General features: G+C 59.9%; 15 protein-coding genes. 9 read left to right on the top strand and 6 right to left on the bottom strand.

Going from position 1 to position 17,121, the window contains the following annotated elements:
* Both ubiD and VJ956_RS01910 read left to right on the top strand, forming a co-directional pair.
* On the top strand, nt 1–1,488 hold a 1,488-nt coding region (gene ubiD, locus VJ956_RS01915), incomplete at its 5' end, for a 4-hydroxy-3-polyprenylbenzoate decarboxylase (protein WP_324081035.1).
* A gap of 116 nt (nt 1,489–1,604) precedes the next feature.
* The gene (locus VJ956_RS01910; protein WP_414674358.1) at nt 1,605–2,444 is read left to right on the top strand and encodes an FAD-binding oxidoreductase; all 840 of its coding nucleotides are present in this window, start codon (nt 1,605–1,607) and stop codon (nt 2,442–2,444) included.
* A 5-nt stretch (nt 2,445–2,449) separates the two neighbouring features.
* Here the strand turns inward: VJ956_RS01910 and VJ956_RS01905 are convergent, their stop codons facing one another.
* From VJ956_RS01905 to VJ956_RS01880, 6 genes are all read right to left on the bottom strand, one after another.
* The gene (locus VJ956_RS01905; RefSeq protein WP_324081033.1) at nt 2,450–3,688 is read right to left on the bottom strand and encodes a heme biosynthesis HemY N-terminal domain-containing protein; all 1,239 of its coding nucleotides are present in this window, start codon (nt 3,686–3,688) and stop codon (nt 2,450–2,452) included.
* Entirely contained in the window at nt 3,685–4,818 is a 1,134-nt protein-coding gene (locus VJ956_RS01900; protein ID WP_324081031.1) for a uroporphyrinogen-III C-methyltransferase, read from the bottom strand. Before VJ956_RS01900 ends, VJ956_RS01905 begins: the two co-directional genes overlap by 4 nt.
* The gene (locus VJ956_RS01895) at nt 4,805–5,626 is read right to left on the bottom strand and encodes a uroporphyrinogen-III synthase (protein WP_324081029.1); all 822 of its coding nucleotides are present in this window, start codon (nt 5,624–5,626) and stop codon (nt 4,805–4,807) included. Before VJ956_RS01895 ends, VJ956_RS01900 begins: the two co-directional genes overlap by 14 nt.
* Nucleotides 5,607–6,548: a hydroxymethylbilane synthase gene (hemC, locus tag VJ956_RS01890; protein ID WP_324081027.1), complete on the bottom strand. Its 942-nt coding sequence runs from the start codon at nt 6,546–6,548 to the stop codon at nt 5,607–5,609. The genes VJ956_RS01895 and hemC overlap by 20 nt, the downstream gene beginning before the upstream one ends.
* Nucleotides 6,549–6,629: 81 nt before the next feature.
* Entirely contained in the window at nt 6,630–7,388 is a 759-nt protein-coding gene (locus VJ956_RS01885; RefSeq protein WP_324081025.1) for a LytTR family DNA-binding domain-containing protein, read from the bottom strand.
* Between the two features lie 8 nt (nt 7,389–7,396).
* On the bottom strand, nt 7,397–8,464 hold the full coding sequence (locus tag VJ956_RS01880) for a sensor histidine kinase (protein WP_324081023.1): 1,068 nt from the start codon (nt 8,462–8,464) through the stop codon (nt 7,397–7,399).
* Nucleotides 8,465–8,511: 47 nt separating this feature from the next.
* Here VJ956_RS01880 and argH point away from each other — a divergent pair, with 47 nt between their 5' ends.
* The 7 genes from argH (at nt 8,512) to xerC (ending at nt 17,120) form a co-directional block, all read left to right on the top strand.
* Nucleotides 8,512–9,903: an argininosuccinate lyase gene (gene argH, locus VJ956_RS01875; RefSeq protein ID WP_324081021.1), complete on the top strand. Its 1,392-nt coding sequence runs from the start codon at nt 8,512–8,514 to the stop codon at nt 9,901–9,903.
* Between the two features lie 16 nt (nt 9,904–9,919).
* Nucleotides 9,920–12,781 carry a class I adenylate cyclase gene (locus tag VJ956_RS01870; protein WP_324081019.1) on the top strand — a complete coding sequence of 954 codons (2,862 nt, stop codon included), beginning with the start codon at nt 9,920–9,922 and terminating at the stop codon, nt 12,779–12,781.
* A gap of 132 nt (nt 12,782–12,913) precedes the next feature.
* Nucleotides 12,914–13,075 (top strand): LPS translocon maturation chaperone LptM, encoded by a 162-nt coding sequence (lptM, locus tag VJ956_RS01865; RefSeq protein ID WP_324081017.1) that lies wholly within the window; start codon nt 12,914–12,916, stop codon nt 13,073–13,075.
* Between the two features lie 32 nt (nt 13,076–13,107).
* Entirely contained in the window at nt 13,108–14,358 is a 1,251-nt protein-coding gene (lysA, locus tag VJ956_RS01860; RefSeq protein WP_324081015.1) for a diaminopimelate decarboxylase, read from the top strand.
* Between the two features lie 14 nt (nt 14,359–14,372).
* The gene (dapF, locus tag VJ956_RS01855; protein ID WP_324081013.1) at nt 14,373–15,329 is read left to right on the top strand and encodes a diaminopimelate epimerase; all 957 of its coding nucleotides are present in this window, start codon (nt 14,373–14,375) and stop codon (nt 15,327–15,329) included.
* Nucleotides 15,330–15,357: 28 nt separating this feature from the next.
* Nucleotides 15,358–16,125, top strand: coding sequence for a DUF484 family protein (locus VJ956_RS01850; protein ID WP_324081011.1), 768 nt, complete (start codon nt 15,358–15,360; stop codon nt 16,123–16,125).
* Between the two features lie 2 nt (nt 16,126–16,127).
* On the top strand, nt 16,128–17,120 hold the full coding sequence (xerC, locus tag VJ956_RS01845; RefSeq protein WP_324081009.1) for a tyrosine recombinase XerC: 993 nt from the start codon (nt 16,128–16,130) through the stop codon (nt 17,118–17,120).
* Nucleotide 17,121 lies beyond the last annotated feature (1 nt).

Raw genomic sequence — 17,121 nt, 5'->3', positions numbered from 1 at the left:
ATGAAATACAACGACCTGAGAGACTTCATGGACCAGCTTGAAAAGCTGGGAGAGCTGAAGCGTATTTCAGTGGAAGTTGATCCCCACCTGGAAATGACCGAAATCTGCGACCGCACCCTGCGGGCCGGTGGGCCGGCGTTGCTGTTTGAAAATCCCAAGGGTTATGACATGCCCGTGCTTGCCAACCTTTTCGGTACGCCGAAACGGGTGGCGATGGGAATGGGGCATGACAACGTCACTGCGCTGCGGGATATCGGCAGGCTGCTGGCGTTTCTGAAGGAGCCGGATCCGCCGAAAGGGTTCAAGGACGCCATCGAAAAATTTCCGATCTTTCGGAAGGTCATGAAAATGAGCCCGAAGGTGCTTCGGTCAGCACCATGCCAGGAGGTGGTTTACGAAAAGGATCAGGTGGACCTGCACCGGATTCCGGTTCAGCACTGCTGGCCGGGGGACGCCGGGCCGCTGGTGACCTGGCCGCTGGTGATCACCCGTGGTCCGCACAAAGAGCGGCAGAACCTGGGAATTTATCGCCAGCAACTGATTGGTCGCAACCGATTGATCATGCGCTGGCTCAGCCATCGCGGCGGCGCGCTCGATTTTCAGGAATTCCAGAAACAGAATCCGGGCCAGCCCTATCCGGTGGCAGTGGCACTGGGTGCCGACCCTGCTACAATTCTCGGGGCGGTTACGCCGGTGCCGGATACCCTGTCTGAATACGCTTTTGCAGGCCTGCTCCGGGGCAGTCGTACCGAACTGGTTCAATGCGAGCTGAGTGATCTGCAGGTGCCCGCCAGTGCCGAGATTGTGCTGGAAGGTTTTATCTATCCGGACGACATGGCCCCGGAGGGACCTTTCGGTGACCATACCGGTTATTACAATGAAGTTGATCATTTTCCGGTGTTTACAGTTGAACGGCTCAGCCATCGCCGGGACCCGGTCTACCACAGTACCTATACCGGCCGGCCGCCGGATGAGCCGGCGATTCTCGGGGTGGCTCTGAACGAAGTGTTCATTCCCATTCTGCAGAAGCAGTTTCCGGAAATTGTCGATTTCTACCTGCCCCCGGAGGGCTGTTCCTACCGCATGGCAGTGGTCACCATGAAGAAACAGTACCCGGGCCATGCCAAGCGCGTGATGATGGGTGTATGGTCCTTTCTGCGCCAGTTCATGTACACCAAGTTCGTGATTGTGACCGACGATGACGTCGACGCCCGCAACTGGGAAGACGTGATCTGGGCCATGACCACCCGTATGGACCCAAGCCGGGACACCACGCTGGTGGAAAACACGCCTATCGACTATCTGGATTTTGCCTCACCGGTTTCAGGCCTTGGTTCAAAAATGGGGATGGACGCCACCAGCAAGTGGCCCGGCGAAACCGACCGCGAATGGGGCACAGCGATTGCCATGTCCGACGACGTGAAACAGCGGGTCGATGAACTCTGGGATACGCTGGGCCTTGATCTTTCCGGCCGGCGCCCCGAGTGATATGGCCAGCGCTGGGTTTCGTATCTACATTGCCCCGGCCAATTCGGCTTTACCGCAGTCTGTCGCAACGGCATCTGCGAGCTTTGTGAGGCACGCCTGGCAAGTGGCGATGCCGCTTGAATAACCGCAATCAACAAACCATACCCGTGACCGCGCGCCTGATGATGTGCCGCACGGTCGGGCTCAGTGACCTGCAACTGGAGACAGAGGCCGTTATGGCATCCGGAAACAACCAGCCCCGCAAATTCCAGGCAAAGGTAGTCGACGTTCGTTCCATCAGCCACGATGTATACCGGGTGGAGCTGCAACTGCCCCGCCGGCGGGAGCTGTCTTTCCATGCCGGTCAGTATCTCGCGGTACTGCTGCCGGGTTCCGATCCCTGTTATTTCTCTATCGCCAGCAGTCCGTCCGCGGAATTGATCGAGCTGCACATTCAGGCAACACCGGAATGGGTTTCGGCCCAGAAGGTCATTGATGCGCTGACGTCCGGCGAAGACGTGACTGTTGAACTGCCTCATGGTCGGGCCTGTCTCGCTGCGGCACCGGAAAAGCCGCTTTTGCTGATCGCCGCCGGTACCGGTTTTGCCCAGGTGAAAAGTCTGGTGAATTATCTTCAGGAAACGGATTACGACCAGCCGGTCAGGTTTTACTGGGGTGTTCGCCGGCATGAGGATATGTACCTCAGGTCCCTGGCCCGGCAGTGGCAGGAGGATTGGCCCCCGTTCACGTTTATCCCTGTGGTGGGGGATGATGATGACAACGACTGGTCCGGTCACCACGAACAGCTGGTACGAACAGTGATGGCGTCAGGAATGGACTGGAATAACGTGGAGGTTCACGCCAGCGGGTCGCCCACCATGGTCTACACCCTTCTGGATGCGCTGGTCGAGGCCGGTTTGCCGCCGGGGGCATTTTTCTCGGATGTTCTCGAGTACGCGCCCCGGGGCCCAGCCTGAATCTCTCAGGCTTTGGGCATCGGCAGATCTGGCAGCCCGCTGTCCTTCACCAGTCCCTGCATTAACAGCTTTACGCTGTTCTCGCCTTCGCCCATATGGGCGTTGAGGCGGCTGAGTTCAGCCATGGTTTCACGACTGCGGCGCAGTTTAAGGCTGGTTACGAAATATTCTCTGGCCTTGCCCCAGAGCTCATTGCGCAGGCTCAGCCGCCCCAGTGCCAGCAGCAATTCGGCATTGTTGGGTCGGTCCTTCAGCCACTGCTCAGCGAAAAGCAGCTGTTCGTCCGGCTTGGCGCCTTTGACCCGGCCATAAAGATTGATCAGCTCATCACTCCAGTGATTGCGCAGCACCTTGCGAAGCAGGGTCTCGGCCTGTTCCTCGTCACCCAGTTCGGCCAACAGGCGGGCATATTCACGAATCGTATGCTCGTCCCGGCGCAGAAAGCCCGGCAGTTCATCCCAGAGTCGGGTCAGTGGCTCAAGACTGGATGAGTGGGTGTCCACCTGTCGGCGACAGTCGGCTGCCGCCTGCCGCAGCAGGTTTTGCCAGACCAGGCGTTCAAGATTGCCCTGTTCGTCGGCGCCGATCAGGTTACGCTTGCGGATCTCCGGCAGCAGCCGTGAAAGCTCGCGCCAGTCCTCAAGTTTGACATAGGCGTTTTTCAGCAGTTTGAGCACAAACGGATGGTGCGGAGCCTGTTTGCGCAGCCGCAGCAGTGTTGCCAGCGCCTGTTCCTCACGGTTGCCGGCCAGCTGAAGCTGAGCCTGGGTAATGCCGACAGCCATGTCAGAACCGGGTGTGCTCTCATAGGCCTGCCGCAGCAGGTTATCCACCTGGTCGTGGTCGCCGGTCTCGAAGGATGCCTGGGCGGCGGCCAGATAGTTGAGCAGCGGCGTTTCGGCATGCTCGGCGGAGGAAATCAGCAGTTTACGGGCCCGTGGCCAGTTGCCTTCAGCAAACGCCAGCAGGCCCTGAGTAGTGCGGCGCCGGGCCTTTTTTTCACTGCCCCGCGTCAGCCATGCGGCAACCGCTCCGGATCCGCTGCGCAAACGGCGCACCAGGTTGATGACGGCGGTAAGACCCATAAACGCAAGAATCAGCAGGGCCAGGCCTACCCAGAAATTGGTTTCGACCAGGATATTGCCCAGGCTGATGCGGATGTAGCCAAGATCGTATTGCAGGCCCAGAGCCAGGCCGGTGCCCAGTGCCAGCCCGACAAGAATGATCAGCAGAAGGCGGATCATGAGTCGTCTTCCTGTGCGGTGGTATCCGGGCCGCTGGAACTGTCAGACTGGCTGCCGTCGTTATTCAGGCGCCCCGCAAGACGGCTTTTCAATAGCTGTAGTGACTCGCTGATATCAGGCAGTTCCGGATCAATATTGCGGCTGGCCAGTTCTTCGAGCGTGTCAGACAGGGCAATGATTTTCGGGTTGGTACTGTCATACCAGGTGTTGATGGCCTGGCTGGCCCTGGCCAGTGAGCTGGAGTACATCTCCTGATGACCCCGCAAAACCGCCAGCTCGGCCTCCTCCAGCATCAACTGGAGGTTGAGCCGGAGATAGACGCTCTGCTCCGGTGAAAGCATGGGCTTTACCGGTTCATCCATATGCCGGACCACAACAACCCGGCCAAGGGTTTCCCTGGCGTGATTCCAGGCATCCATCCACCATCTGCTGTCAGCCGCTGTGGCTGTTGAGGAATCGTCCCCGGACTGCGCCAGCGTGCTTGCCAGGCGGTCACTGGCGAGGGCGCTTTCGGTCAGTTGCTGGATGCTTTCGATAGCCGCTTCCAGGGTCAGATACAGACCGGTACGGTCCACATCGGTCAGGCCCTTGAGCTTCATGATTTCCCGGGCCAGCTGCTCACGCACCGGATACACGCCGATGTCGTCGGTCTCATGGAGCACTTCATCGGCCGAGCGCAGGGCTGCGAGAGCTCCGCGGATGTCTTTCTCGATGATCAGGCGCTGATTGGCAATACGCAGCAGATATTCGGCTTCGGCCAGCAGCCAGTCGGTGCGGGTACGGTTACCGGCCTCCAGCAGCTCGCGGGCGTTATGATCAATCTGGCGCTGCTGGGTGGCAATCAGTTCGCGCTGGCTGGCAAGCTTGTTTTCCAGCGCCTGCAGGCGCTGGCTGTACTGGTTTCCGCTTTGGCCATACTGGCGCTCGAGTTGCCCGGTTTGTTGTTGAAGATTGTTGATCGACTGCTGCATGGCCTGGGTGTTGTGCCACTGCTGCCAACTCCAGAGACCCAGAATAATAACGGCCAGCAGGGCCACAACAGCCAGTAGCCATAGCGGCCACAGCCGCTGGCGGGTTGATTGGTTACTGATTGTGGCGGGCAGTCGGGCTTTTGATTCAGTCACGGGCATCCTTACTTGGTATTTCCGGGCTTGCGTCAGCGCTGGCCAGTCGGTGGGCAACGGCCGCCACAATGTCATGGTCGGCAAGGCTTTCGGGTACGCACGTCTGTTGCAGACCGGCCTTGTGGGCCTGATCGGCAATCCGCTCAACCGGGACCACTATCAAACTGTTTCCTAGATTATGGTCGGTATTGTTACTCAGGCAAATGAGATTGTTCAATGTTTCTCCCGACAGGGTGACCACAACCTCGGGGTCAAAGGCCGTGAGACTGTGCTGTAAGGTTGCGCCGTCATGTTCCGGAGCAAAGCGTCGGTAGAGCGGCAGCAGCGTTACGCCTGCGCCTCTGGCCTTCAGCATTTCAGGCAGCAGGTCACGGCCCTGCTCGCCTCTCGCGATGAGCACTTTCTGGTGTTCCAGCTGCGCCAGCTCGGGTAAATCCAGCAGTGCTTCACTGTTATGGCCTGCGGTTGGCTGGCGGGCATCCAGGCCATAGCCGGCCAGGACAGCGGCGGTACCTGCGCCAACCCCATACCAGAGAATTCCGCTGGGCGTTTGCGGCCACCAGGTATCCAGCCAGTCGATCAACAGGCCCGCGGCATAGGGACTGACGGCGATAACGTGGTTGAACTGGTCAATTTCGAGAATGCGGGTGCGAATGGACGGGTCGTTGGTGATTGCTTCCCGTTGCAGCATGGGCAATACCCGGACCTTCGCCCCGGCGCTTCTGAACGCGTCTGCCAGCCGCTCTGCCTCGGGCCTGGGCCGACAGATCAGAACCCGTCGGTGCTGCAATGAATCAGCTGGGGGTATGACCATAGATCTCGGCCAGTACTTTGTCCGCGCCCATGGCAAGCAGGTCCTCTGCCAGTTCACGGCCCAGTTCTTCCCCGTCCTTGCGGTGTGCGCGACCTTCGACCCGGAATACCTGGGTACCGTCAACTGCGCCGACCAGGCCGCGCAACCAGAGCATGTCGTCGTCTTCGAGCAACGCATAGGCAGCAATCGGAACCTGGCAGCCGCCTTCCAGCCGGCGATTCAGGGCTCGCTCAGCCTTTACCCGGTCCGAGCTGTCGATGTGGTCCAGAGTTGCGAGCATGGTAATCAGCTCGTCATCGTCCAGCCGGCATTCAATGCCAAGCGCGCCCTGACCAACGGCAGGCAGCGAGATTGAATCCGGCAGGCTGTAGCGAATGCGGTCGTGGAAGCCCAGCCGCTTGAGCCCGGAGCTGGCCAGCACAATGGCGTGATAGTCACCGGCATCCAGTTTGGCCAGGCGGGTATTGACGTTGCCGCGCAGGGTGCGAATTTCCAGGTCCGGCCGGTAGGCCCGAAGCTGCGCTTCCCGTCGCAGGCTGGCGGTGCCCACAACGGCGCCGTGGGGCAGTGCGTCAACGTTGTCGAAATCGTTGCTGACGAAAGCGTCGGTCGGATCTTCCCGCTCACAGATAGCCACCAGCCCCAGGCCAGGGGGAAATTCCATGGGCACATCTTTCATGGAGTGAACGGCCAGGTCGGCCCGACCATCCAGCATGGCTTCTTCCAGTTCTTTCACGAACAGGGCCTTGCCGCCGATCTTTGCAAGTGGAACGTCCAGAATCTTGTCGCCCTGGGTTTTGATCTTGACCAGTTCAACGGTAATCCCGTCGTTAAGGCGTTCCAGCTCGGCTTTGATGAATTCTGCCTGCCAGAGGGCCAGAGCACTGCTGCGGGTTGCTATACGTAGGGTTCGGTTTGCCATGTTGCCTGTTGCCGCTTGTTGAAAAATGTCTGTCAAGGGTACTCTTTGTCGGCCCGTTTGTGGAGCCGGAAATCGATGGTGTCAGGGCCCGGCGGCGTGCTCTTCCAGCCACTGGCGCACCTGGGGAGTGTGTCTGCGGCTGACCGGCAATTGCCCCAGGTCGCTGGTCAATCCGACCGCATGCTGGCCATCGCGGTGACGGATCAGCCCGCGTATGAAGCGCGTGCCGACCAGGCTCTGACGATGAATCCTCAGAAAATGCCGGGGATAGGCGTGTTCCAGTTCTTTCAGGGTGTAATCGGTTACGGTCTCGCCACCGGTGTGATGGAGAGTGACGTATTTGTGGTCAGCCTGGCAGTGGATGATGGCATTGAGGTCGATCAGTTCGGTACCGCGATGGGTGCGGACGGCAAGCTGTTCGTCACCGGATTTATCTCTTTCGCCCAGATTCTGCAATTGCACCCGGTTGATCCGGCCTGCCCGGTTCAGCGCATCAGCCAGGGCCTCGCGGCGAACCGGCTTGAGCAGGTAAGCGATGGCGTGGACGTCGAATGCCTGCATGGCGTAATGATCATAGGCGGTGCAGAAAATGAGCGCGGGCGGCGCGTCCAGGCGGGCAATGCGTTCGGCGGCTTCCATACCGTCCATGCCCGGCATGCGGATATCCAGCAGCAGCAGGTCCGGGCCCAGTTCCGCGATCCGGGTGAGGACTTCATGGCCGTCCGCCGCCTCGCCGCAGACATGGTAGCCGGGCAGCGCCTCTATCAGGCGTCCTATTCGCTCCCGTGCCAGCGGCTCGTCGTCGGCAATCAATACGCTCAGGTTGTCTGTCTCCGGCATAAGCAGGTCTACCTCCTGGCGGGGTTTCGGCGCTCGCCCACCTTCTGCCAGGGCAGGCGCATGGTGACAGTATAGATTTCATTCTGCTGGCTGTGCTTGAGCACGGCCGGTTCGCCGAACAGTGCCTGCAGTCGCGACTGGATATTGGCCAGTGCCATACGGTTGCCGGCGTGGGTGCGCTGGTCTATGGCAGGGCGGGGGTTCTGAACCATCAGGTAAACGGATGAGCCTTTGCGATAGGCTTCAATTCGCACAGTGCCTCCCTCCGGCCGCGGCTGGATGCCATGATAGATGGCATTTTCGATAAGCGGCTGCAGCGTCAGTGGGGGAATCGCCTGCTGTTCCAGCCTCTCACCGATCTGCCAGTCAAGAGCCAGGCGCTCCCCCAGTCGTAACTGTTCTATGGCCAGATAGCGGCGGCAGAGGTCCAGTTCCGATGACAGCGGGATCAACCGGTCCTCGGCCCTCAGGCTGGCACGGAAGAGTTCGGACAGATCCAGCACGGCGTCTTCGGCCCGTTCCGGGTTAACGCTGATCAGGCTGGCGATGGTGTTCATGCTGTTGAACAGGAAATGCGGGTGAATCCGCGCCTGAAGGGCCGTGAGTCGTGCCTGCATCTCGGCTTCCTGCTGTTGCTGCCACTGGAACTGCAGGTAGAAATAGCGCAGAACCATAAGGGTGATCAGCAGCGCCAGCAGCAGGTTCTTGGCCACCCCCTGCCATGGCGGCTCGGCCTGAGACGGTTTGATAACGCTGTCGGCGAACAGACTGAACGCCAATACGTCCAGCATCACAATGGCAACTACGATGATCGTGGCCATTGCCACACTCCGGCGGCCAAGCCAGCGTCTCAGCAGGCAGATGGCGGCAGCGCTGGTCAGCAGGGTCCATTGCACAAACAGAGAGAGCAGTCCGAAATAGTTCCAGTCGATCCAGCGTTCGTCCGCCTGCACCACTGCCAGTACCAGTGCCAGCAGCTCGCCGGTAACCACCAGCATGAATACTGCCCGCACCCGGCACAGGTCCGGTATGTAAAAATCATCCCCGCGCAATGCTATAATCCCGCCTTGTTTCATTTATCACACCCGCAGAATGATGCCGGGCTGTCAGCAGGAAAGATAGCATGACGGAACAGAACAAGAGCGCCGAAAAACCGTGGGGCGGCCGCTTCACCGAACCCACTGATGCCTTTGTCGAGCGCTTTACCGCCTCTGTGGGCTTCGACAAGCGGCTTTACCATCACGACATTACCGGCTCCATCGCCCACGCTACCATGCTGGCGGAGGTGGCAGTGCTGACCGCCGATGAACGGGACAGCATTATCGAGGGTCTTGAGGGAGTGAAAGCGGACATCGAGGCCGGGCGCTTCGAATGGTCCGTCAGCCTCGAGGATGTCCATATGAACATCGAAGCGAGCCTGACAGAGCGCATCGGTATCACTGGCAAGAAGCTTCACACCGGCCGCAGTCGGAATGACCAGGTGGCCACCGATATCCGCCTGTATCTGCGCGACGAGATCGACGCTATTGCCGCGGAACTGAAGCGTTTACAGAGTGGCCTGCTGGATCTGGCAGAGCGGGAAGCGGCTACCATCATGCCCGGTTTTACCCATCTGCAGACTGCCCAGCCGGTGACCTTCGGGCATCACCTGCTGGCGTGGTACGAGATGCTGGTCCGGGACGCTGACCGGCTCCAGGATTGTCGCCGGCGGGTCAACGTGATGCCGCTGGGTGCGGCGGCGCTGGCCGGAACTACCTATCCGATTGATCGCACCATCACTGCAAGGCTGCTTGGCTTCGACCGGCCCAGCGATAATTCACTGGACTCGGTCAGCGACCGTGATTTCGCCATCGAATTCTGCAGTTTCGCGGCCCTGTTGATGACCCACCTTTCCCGCTTCAGTGAGGAACTGGTGCTCTGGACCTCGGCGCAGTTCGATTTCATCGATCTGCCGGACCGTTTCTGCACCGGCTCATCGATCATGCCGCAGAAGAAAAATCCGGATGTGCCGGAACTGGTGCGCGGCAAGACCGGCCGGGTGAACGGGCACCTGATCAGCCTGCTGACCCTGATGAAAAGCCAGCCACTGGCCTACAACAAGGACAATCAGGAAGACAAGGAGCCGCTGTTCGACACCGTCGATACGGTCAAGGGCTGTCTGAAAGCCTATGCCGATATGATTCCGGCCATTGAAGCCAAGGCCGACAACATGCGAGTAGCCGCGAAGCGTGGCTTCTCGACGGCCACGGATCTGGCGGATTATCTGGTGAAAAAAGGCGTGGCCTTCCGGGATGCGCACGAAATCGTCGGTAAAGCGGTGGCATTTGGCGTGGCCGAGAATCGGGATCTGTCGGATATGACCACTGAAGAGCTGGCAGGGTTCTCCAATGTGATCGGTGAGGATGTTTTCGATGTGTTGACGCTTGACGGCTCGGTTCAGGCGCGCAATCACCTCGGTGGCACGGCGCCGGAGCAGGTTCTCGCCGCTGTTGCCCGCGCCCGCAAGACACGCTAGCGCACCCGGAGCCAAAGTGACCGCCCAGAATCTGCCGATAGACCTGAATTTTGATGACGGCATCGATCGCAAGACGCTTCGCAGGTTGCGGGGCCGGTTTCTGGTTATCAATCGTCAGCGCTGGGAGCGCGCGCGCTCTTCCCTGACCTACCGGCAGCAGGTGGTACTGGAAATCCTGCCGCTGGTGTTTCATCTCAATCACCCGTCACTGCCAGGCTATACCGATGCTCAGTGTCCTTACGGGCTCAGTCAGTATCGGCCTGCCGATGATGTTCTGAATGCGGCGCGCCGGTTGGCGAGAACGTTCTCCCTGAAGGATGAAGGCCGTCGCCAGCCAGATCTGGACGGTCTGTTTCTGATGGGCAGCCCGGGCACTCTTGGTCATTCGGTTGCCGCCGACCTGGATATCTGGCTGTGTCATCGCCCGGATCTGGGCGATCACGGCATTGCCTGTCTGGAGCGCAAGGCAAACCGGCTGGGAGAGTGGGCCCATAGCCTCGGGGTCGAGCTCCATGTCTTCGTGTTTTCCGCGGATGACTTTCGCGAGAGGCGTCAACGAGCGGAAGTTACCGGGGAAAATTGCGGCAGTGCCCAGCACTATCTGCTGCTGGATGAATTTTACCGCACCGGCATCTACCTGGGAGGTCGTTATCCGCTATGGTGGCTGGTACCGCCGGAGGATGAACATCGTTACGCCGATCGCACCCGGCAACTCATTGAATGCCGGTTTGTCCGCTCCGAAGAGTATATTGATTTCGGAGCGGTGCCCTCGATACCCCGGGAAGAGTTTCTCGGCGCCGGTGTCTGGCAGCTCTACAAGGGCATCGACGCACCCTGGAAAACGATCCTCAAGCTGCTGCTGATCGAATGCTATGCGCTGGCAGAGGATCGCCCGTTGCTGTCAAAAGTATTCAAGCAGGCGGTTTTTGCCGGCATCACCGATGCTGACCGGCTGGATCCTTATCTGCTGTTGTATGAAAGGCTGGAGCAGTGGCTTACTGACAATGACGCCGGTGACCGGTTGAATCTGGTTCGCCAGAGCCTGTACCTGAAGTCCGGCCTGCCACTGACCCGGATTAATCCGGCCGGCGCGGGCTGGCGGGCAAAGCTGCTGGATTCCCTGGTGACACGATGGCAGTGGTCGAAGTCCGAGCTGAGCAACCTGGACAATCGCGCCCGATGGCGTGCAGAGGATGTGATGATCCTGCGCCGGCAGGTGGTGGCCGAGCTGACTCACAGCTACCGGCTGCTGTCCCGACTGGCACGTGAGCAGGGCACCACGGCGGCAATCAGCCACAGGGACATGAATCTGTTGGGGCGAAAACTCTATGCCGCATTTCAGCGCAAGGCAGGCAAGATTGAACTGATCAACCCCGGGCTGGCACCCTCTCTGGCCGAAGAGAATCTGTCGTTCCACCACCAGGCAGAACAGGGGGACAATTCCGCGTTACAGGGCTGGATGCTGTACCGGGATCTCGAGGAACCCTCGGATGCTTTGTGGCAGCCGGTGATCCGCCGGTCCGGGAGCCTCACCGAATTGATGGTGTGGTGCTTCTGCAACGGGTTGTTGACGCGCAGTACCCGCCTGAATGTCCGTGGGGGTCCCAGCAACGCCTCGATGGCAGAGCTTCAGGACATGCTCACTGCGCTGGCGGGATCCTTGCCAATGCCGGTGGACCCGGTATCCAGCGACGCTCTGTCCCGGGGTGCACGGCCTTTACGCCACCTCCTGTTTGTCAATGTCGGGGTGGACCCACAATCTCACCTGACCGAGCGGGGACTGCACAAGCTCAGTGCCCGGCACGACTCCCTGGGGTTCAGCGGTGGCCGTGAGAACCTGGTGATGACGATTGATCAGGTCACCTACAACAGCTGGCATGAAGTCAGCCTGCAGCATTACGCCGCCGGTGACACGCTGATCCAGTGTCTGAAGAATATTCTGGCATCTGCAGCCGCTGCCCCCGATCAGTTGCCGGAGATCAGGGTGCAATGCCATAGCGCCGGCCACGGAGTTGCGATTGCCCGGAGGGTGCAGGAGCTGTTCAGTGAGGTGATGCGTTCGTTCTTTGTCGGCGGTGACGGTCCCCATCCTTTGCGGTACATCATCGAGATGGACCGGCGCTATTTTGTGCTCAGTTTTAATGGCACGGAGCCCGGATTCATTGCTCTGGAGAGTCATACAGCCCTTCTTGAGTGTCTTGCCCGGCCCCAGGAAAGCTATCTGCCGGTGGTGTTCGATCAGTATGCCATGGCCGATAATCCGCGGCTCAAGGTGGTGTGTCATGCTTCCGAGCCCGGCAGTGTGCAGGTGTTTTACGGTGTCGCCGGCGACGTTGCACAGCTCTGGGTGGTGGACGAGCTGGGGGGCGTGCTGGCATGGCAGCAAAGCTACAGCTCCCGGCGTAACCTGCTGGTACCGCTGCTGCGCTTCCTGGAAAACCTGCTGGAACGCAAACAGCTGAGACAGCTTGATAATCTGGCCTGGCCCACCGGCATAAAATGTTATGAATTAACTTTGATGGATGGTGAGTGGCAAGTGGAGCGCCGGCCTGATACCGATCGCCAGGGGATAACCCTGCCGGGACTCGAGGTCCAGGCCGTGGGCGTCAAGGAGGGTGACGTGCGGGTGCGGTTTGATATTTTCTGTGCCGACCGGGAATTCACTGTCCAGGAATACGGCGACCAGCTGATTCCGGCGGTGGCCCATTACATTCGTTCCCTGCGCCGGGGGCAGGCTGTCTATCCGGTTTATCTTACCGACGTTCACCTGCCTCATGACCTGGATCCGCAGATTTACCAGCAGGATATCCAGACCATTCAGTACCTGTATTACCGGATCGCGCTGGAAGAATCCCTGAACCGTTTCCTGGCGGACTGAACCGTCAGAGACTCCCGGGTTTCCCGTCCTGCCGCAGGTTAATGAATCAGCCAGACCGAACACAGGCATCTCGTCGGACAGGGCCCCGTTCAGGTATACTGCCCGCGAAGAGACTCACGAGGGGCTGCAGACATGAAACCGGAACGGATTTTAGTGTTGCTTCTGGTTCTGGCCGGCCTTGCCGCTGGTTGTGGTCAGAAAGGTTCGCTTTACCGGGACGCCCCCGCTCAGAGCAATACCGAAACAGAGGCTGTCAGCGCCGCTCAGACATCAAAGCCTGACGACGAGCGTTAACAGACAGCGAGCGCAAGCAACCAGAGAGATCGATGGATTATTTCAACTACCGCGATGGCGAACTCCATGCCGAAGATCTGCCCGTCGCTGATATCGCAGACCGGTTCGGAACGCCCGCCTACGTCTATTCCCGGGCCACACTGGAGCGCCACTACCGGGCCTATGATGACGCCCTGGCAGGACGGCCACATCTGGTGTGCTATGCGGTGAAGGCCAACAGTAATCTGGCCGTGCTTAACGTGCTGGCGCGCCTCGGTGCCGGTTTCGATATTGTTTCCGCCGGTGAACTCGAGCGGGTTATCCGGGCCGGCGGTGACCCCGCAAAGGTGGTGTTCTCCGGTGTCGGCAAGCAGCGCTGGGAGTTGCAGCGGGCGCTGACAGCGGGGGTTCGCTGTTTCAATGTGGAATCCGATACCGAGCTGGATCGCCTGAATGAGGTGGCCGGCGAGCTGGGTGTCAAAGCGCCGGTCTCACTGCGGGTGAATCCGGACGTGGATGCGGGCACTCATCCCTATATTTCCACCGGTCTCAAGGACAACAAGTTCGGCATCGATATCGCGGAAGCGCCCGCCGTATATCAGCGTGCAGCGACATTGCCGAATCTGGATATTCAGGGTGTGGATTGCCACATCGGTTCCCAGCTCACCACCGTGGCCCCGTTTCTGGATGCCCTTGACCGGGTACTGGTGCTGATTGATGCGCTGGCGGAAAAGCAGATCATGATCCGCCATCTGGACATGGGCGGCGGTCTTGGCGTTACCTATGATCAGGAATATCCGCCGCAGCCGTCCGATTACGTGAGGGTGCTGTCTGAGCGCCTGGGCCAGCGTAACCTGGAGCTGATTATGGAACCCGGGCGCTCCATTGCCGCCAATGCCGGCATCCTGCTGACCCGGGTGGAGTTCCTTAAATGCACGGAACACCGGAACTTTGCCATTATCGACGCGGCCATGAACGACCTGATCCGCCCGGCGCTTTACGGTGCCTGGCAGTCCATCATTCCTGTCCATCCACGTAATGACGTCGACGAGAAATCGTGGGACCTGGTGGGACCGGTCTGTGAAACCGGTGATTTTCTGGGCAAGGATCGGCCCTTGCGATTGCGGGCCGGTGACCTGTTGGCTGTTCGCTCTGCAGGCGCCTATGGTTTCGTGATGAGCTCCAACTACAACACCCGTAACCGCCCGCCGGAACTGATGGTGGACGGCAGTCAGGTGCACCTGGTGCGCCGGCGTGAAACTATCGAGGAGCAGCTTGAACCTGAAAGCTGCCTGCCCCATTGAGTGGAGAGCCGGATATGAATCAGGTAAGACGTGGCTCCCTGCTGAACTTCACCAAGATGCACGGGCTGGGCAATGATTTCATGGTGGTTGACGCCATCAGTCAGCCCTTCCGGCTGTCTGCCGACGTGATCCGTGAACTGGCAAACCGCAATTTTGGCATCGGCTTTGACCAACTGCTTGTTGTGGAGCCGCCCGGGCTGCCGGACGTGGATTTCCGCTATCGCATTTTCAACAGCGATGGCTCCGAGGTGGAGCAATGCGGTAATGGCGCTCGTTGCTTTGCCCGTTTTGTCCGTGACCAGCGCCTGACCAACAAGAAAGTCATCCGCGTACAGACCGCCAAGGGCGTGATTGAACTACGGGTCGGGAAAGGCGGCCTGATTACCGTTGATATGGGCGTTCCCGAGCTGAATCCGCCAGCGATTCCTTTTGCCGCAGACCGGCGTCAGGAGGTCTACACTGTGGCAGTGGGCTCTGAAACCGCTGAGCTAAGTGCGATATCCATGGGCAACCCCCACGGCGTTCTGCTGGTGGATGACGTCGATACGGCGCCGGTGACCGAGTTGGGACCAAAGCTGGAAAATCATCCGCGGTTTCCGGCACGGGCAAACATCGGATTTCTGCAGATTCTGGATCGTGGTCATGTGCGGCTGCGGGTATTCGAGCGCGGGGCCGGTGAAACCCTGGCCTGTGGCAGCGGAGCCTGTGCCGCCGTGGTTGCCGGGCACCTGCGGGGGCTGCTTGATGCCCGGGTGGATGTCGAGCTGCGGGGCGGTCATCTGGTCATCGAATGGCGGGGCGAGGGCACGCCTGTTATGATGGAAGGGTTCGCCAACAGCGTGTTTGAGGGCCAGCTTAGGCTACCCGTGGATTCAGCGCCAGGGCGCCGCAGAAATAGCGCTCAGGGTGATAACAGGCCTGCACCGGGCAGGCAACAACGCGGCCACCACCCGGCCAGCTCAAGGCACTGATCATCAGCCTGACCGTCAGGAGACAAGCATGACAGATCAAGCGGCCCGCCAGAAGGCCGGTGAACTCAGCAGGGAAATGGTTGCCGATTACCTTCGCGACAACCCTGATTTCTTCGTTGATCAGGATGAGCTGCTGCGCAGCCTCACCCTGCCCCACGACAGTGGCAGAGCTATCTCGCTGGTAGAGCGCCAGGTTCACCTGTTCCGTGAGCAGCGCGATACCCTGCGCCAGGAACTGGTAGAACTGGTATCCATTGCCCGCCACAACGATCGCCTGTTCGAAAAGAGCAAGCGCCTGTTGATGCAGGTGATAGAGGCCCGCAACCTCAACGATATGGCGGCAGCCGTGGATGACAGCATCCGCGGAGATTTTGGTCTGGATGCCGCTTCGGTCATTCTGTTTACTGACAAGCCATTGCCCGGCAGTGACCATGGTGCGCTTCACGTGGTTTCGCCGGATCAGGCCAGAGAGCGCCTGGGCGGTCTGCTTGACGGCGACCGCGCGGTCTGTGGCCAGTTCCGTGAAAGTGAACGCAGCTTCCTGTTTCCCGACCGGAGCGAACCTATTGCCTCCGTGGCACTGATGCCGTTACGAGCCTCCGGGGTGACAGAGGCGGGTGACGAGCTGGTTGGGGTGTTTGCGGTCGGCAGTTGTGAAGCCGGTTATTTTGATCAGAGCATGGGCTCACTGTTCCTCGGCTACATCAGCGACACACTCAGCCGTTTGCTGCCGCCGATCCTTCAGCGCCATACGGTTACGGGATCCGTTGACGGTCCGGTTGCGGAATCCCGCTGACCATGACGGAGCCCGGCACTGAGTCTGGTAAGCCACAGCCCGGCCATGCAAAGGGTCTGGCTACCGCGCTTGAACAGCCGCTCCAGAGCTTTATTCGCTACCTTGCCGCTGAAAAACGCCACTCCCCTCATACCTGCAGCAATTACGAAGACGATCTCCGGCGTTTCGGCGCCTGGGTGGCCGGGCCCCAGGCCCGCAGCTCCTGGCGGGAACTGGGCTCCCACGACCTGCGCCGCTATGTGGCCGTGCTCAGCCGCTCCGGCCTTGGCGGTCGCAGCATTGCCCGTCATCTGTCAGCGATCCGGCGGTTCTATGATTATCTGTTGCGGGAACACCTCGCCAATGACAATCCGGGGCTGGACGTGCGGGCGCCAAAAGCCGGCCGCCGCCTGCCGCGCGTCGCCGACGTTGATCAGCTTAGCCATCTGCTTGATGCAAATCCCGAGGACCCCCTGGAAACGCGGGACCTGAGCATGTTCGAACTGATGTATTCCTCGGGGCTGCGGCTGGCGGAACTGGCTGCTCTGAATCTGGAATCGATTGATTGCCGGGGCGGAGAAGTCCGGGTACTGGGCAAGGGCGGCAAGGAGCGGATTCTGCCGGTGGGGCGACGGGCTCTGGGCGCACTGAGCCGATGGCTGGATGTCCGCTCTGCGCTGGCGGATGAGAATGAACCGGCGCTTTACGTCAGCCGCCGGGGCGAGCGCCTCAGTAACCGCAGCATCCAGTCCCGCCTTCGCCGCTGGGGAGTGAAGAACGGCGCCGACCAGAAATTTTACCCACATCTTTTGCGTCACTCTTTTGCCAGCCACATGCTGGAGTCCAGCGGTGATCTGCGGGCGGTGCAGGAATTGCTCGGTCATGCGGACATCAGCACCACCCAGGTCTATACTCATCTTGATTTTCAACATCTGGCCAGAGTTTACGACCAGAGCCATCCCCGTGCCCGCCGGGAGTGTAAGTCAGGGGACAAATCCACCTCAGTGGACTTGTAAC

The sequence above is a fragment of the Marinobacter sp. genome (assembly GCF_035268745.1).
Lineage (GTDB): Bacteria > Pseudomonadota > Gammaproteobacteria > Pseudomonadales > Oleiphilaceae > Marinobacter.
The sequence above is the reverse complement of the archived record's forward strand: the minus strand, read 5'-3'. Positions and strand labels throughout refer to the sequence as shown.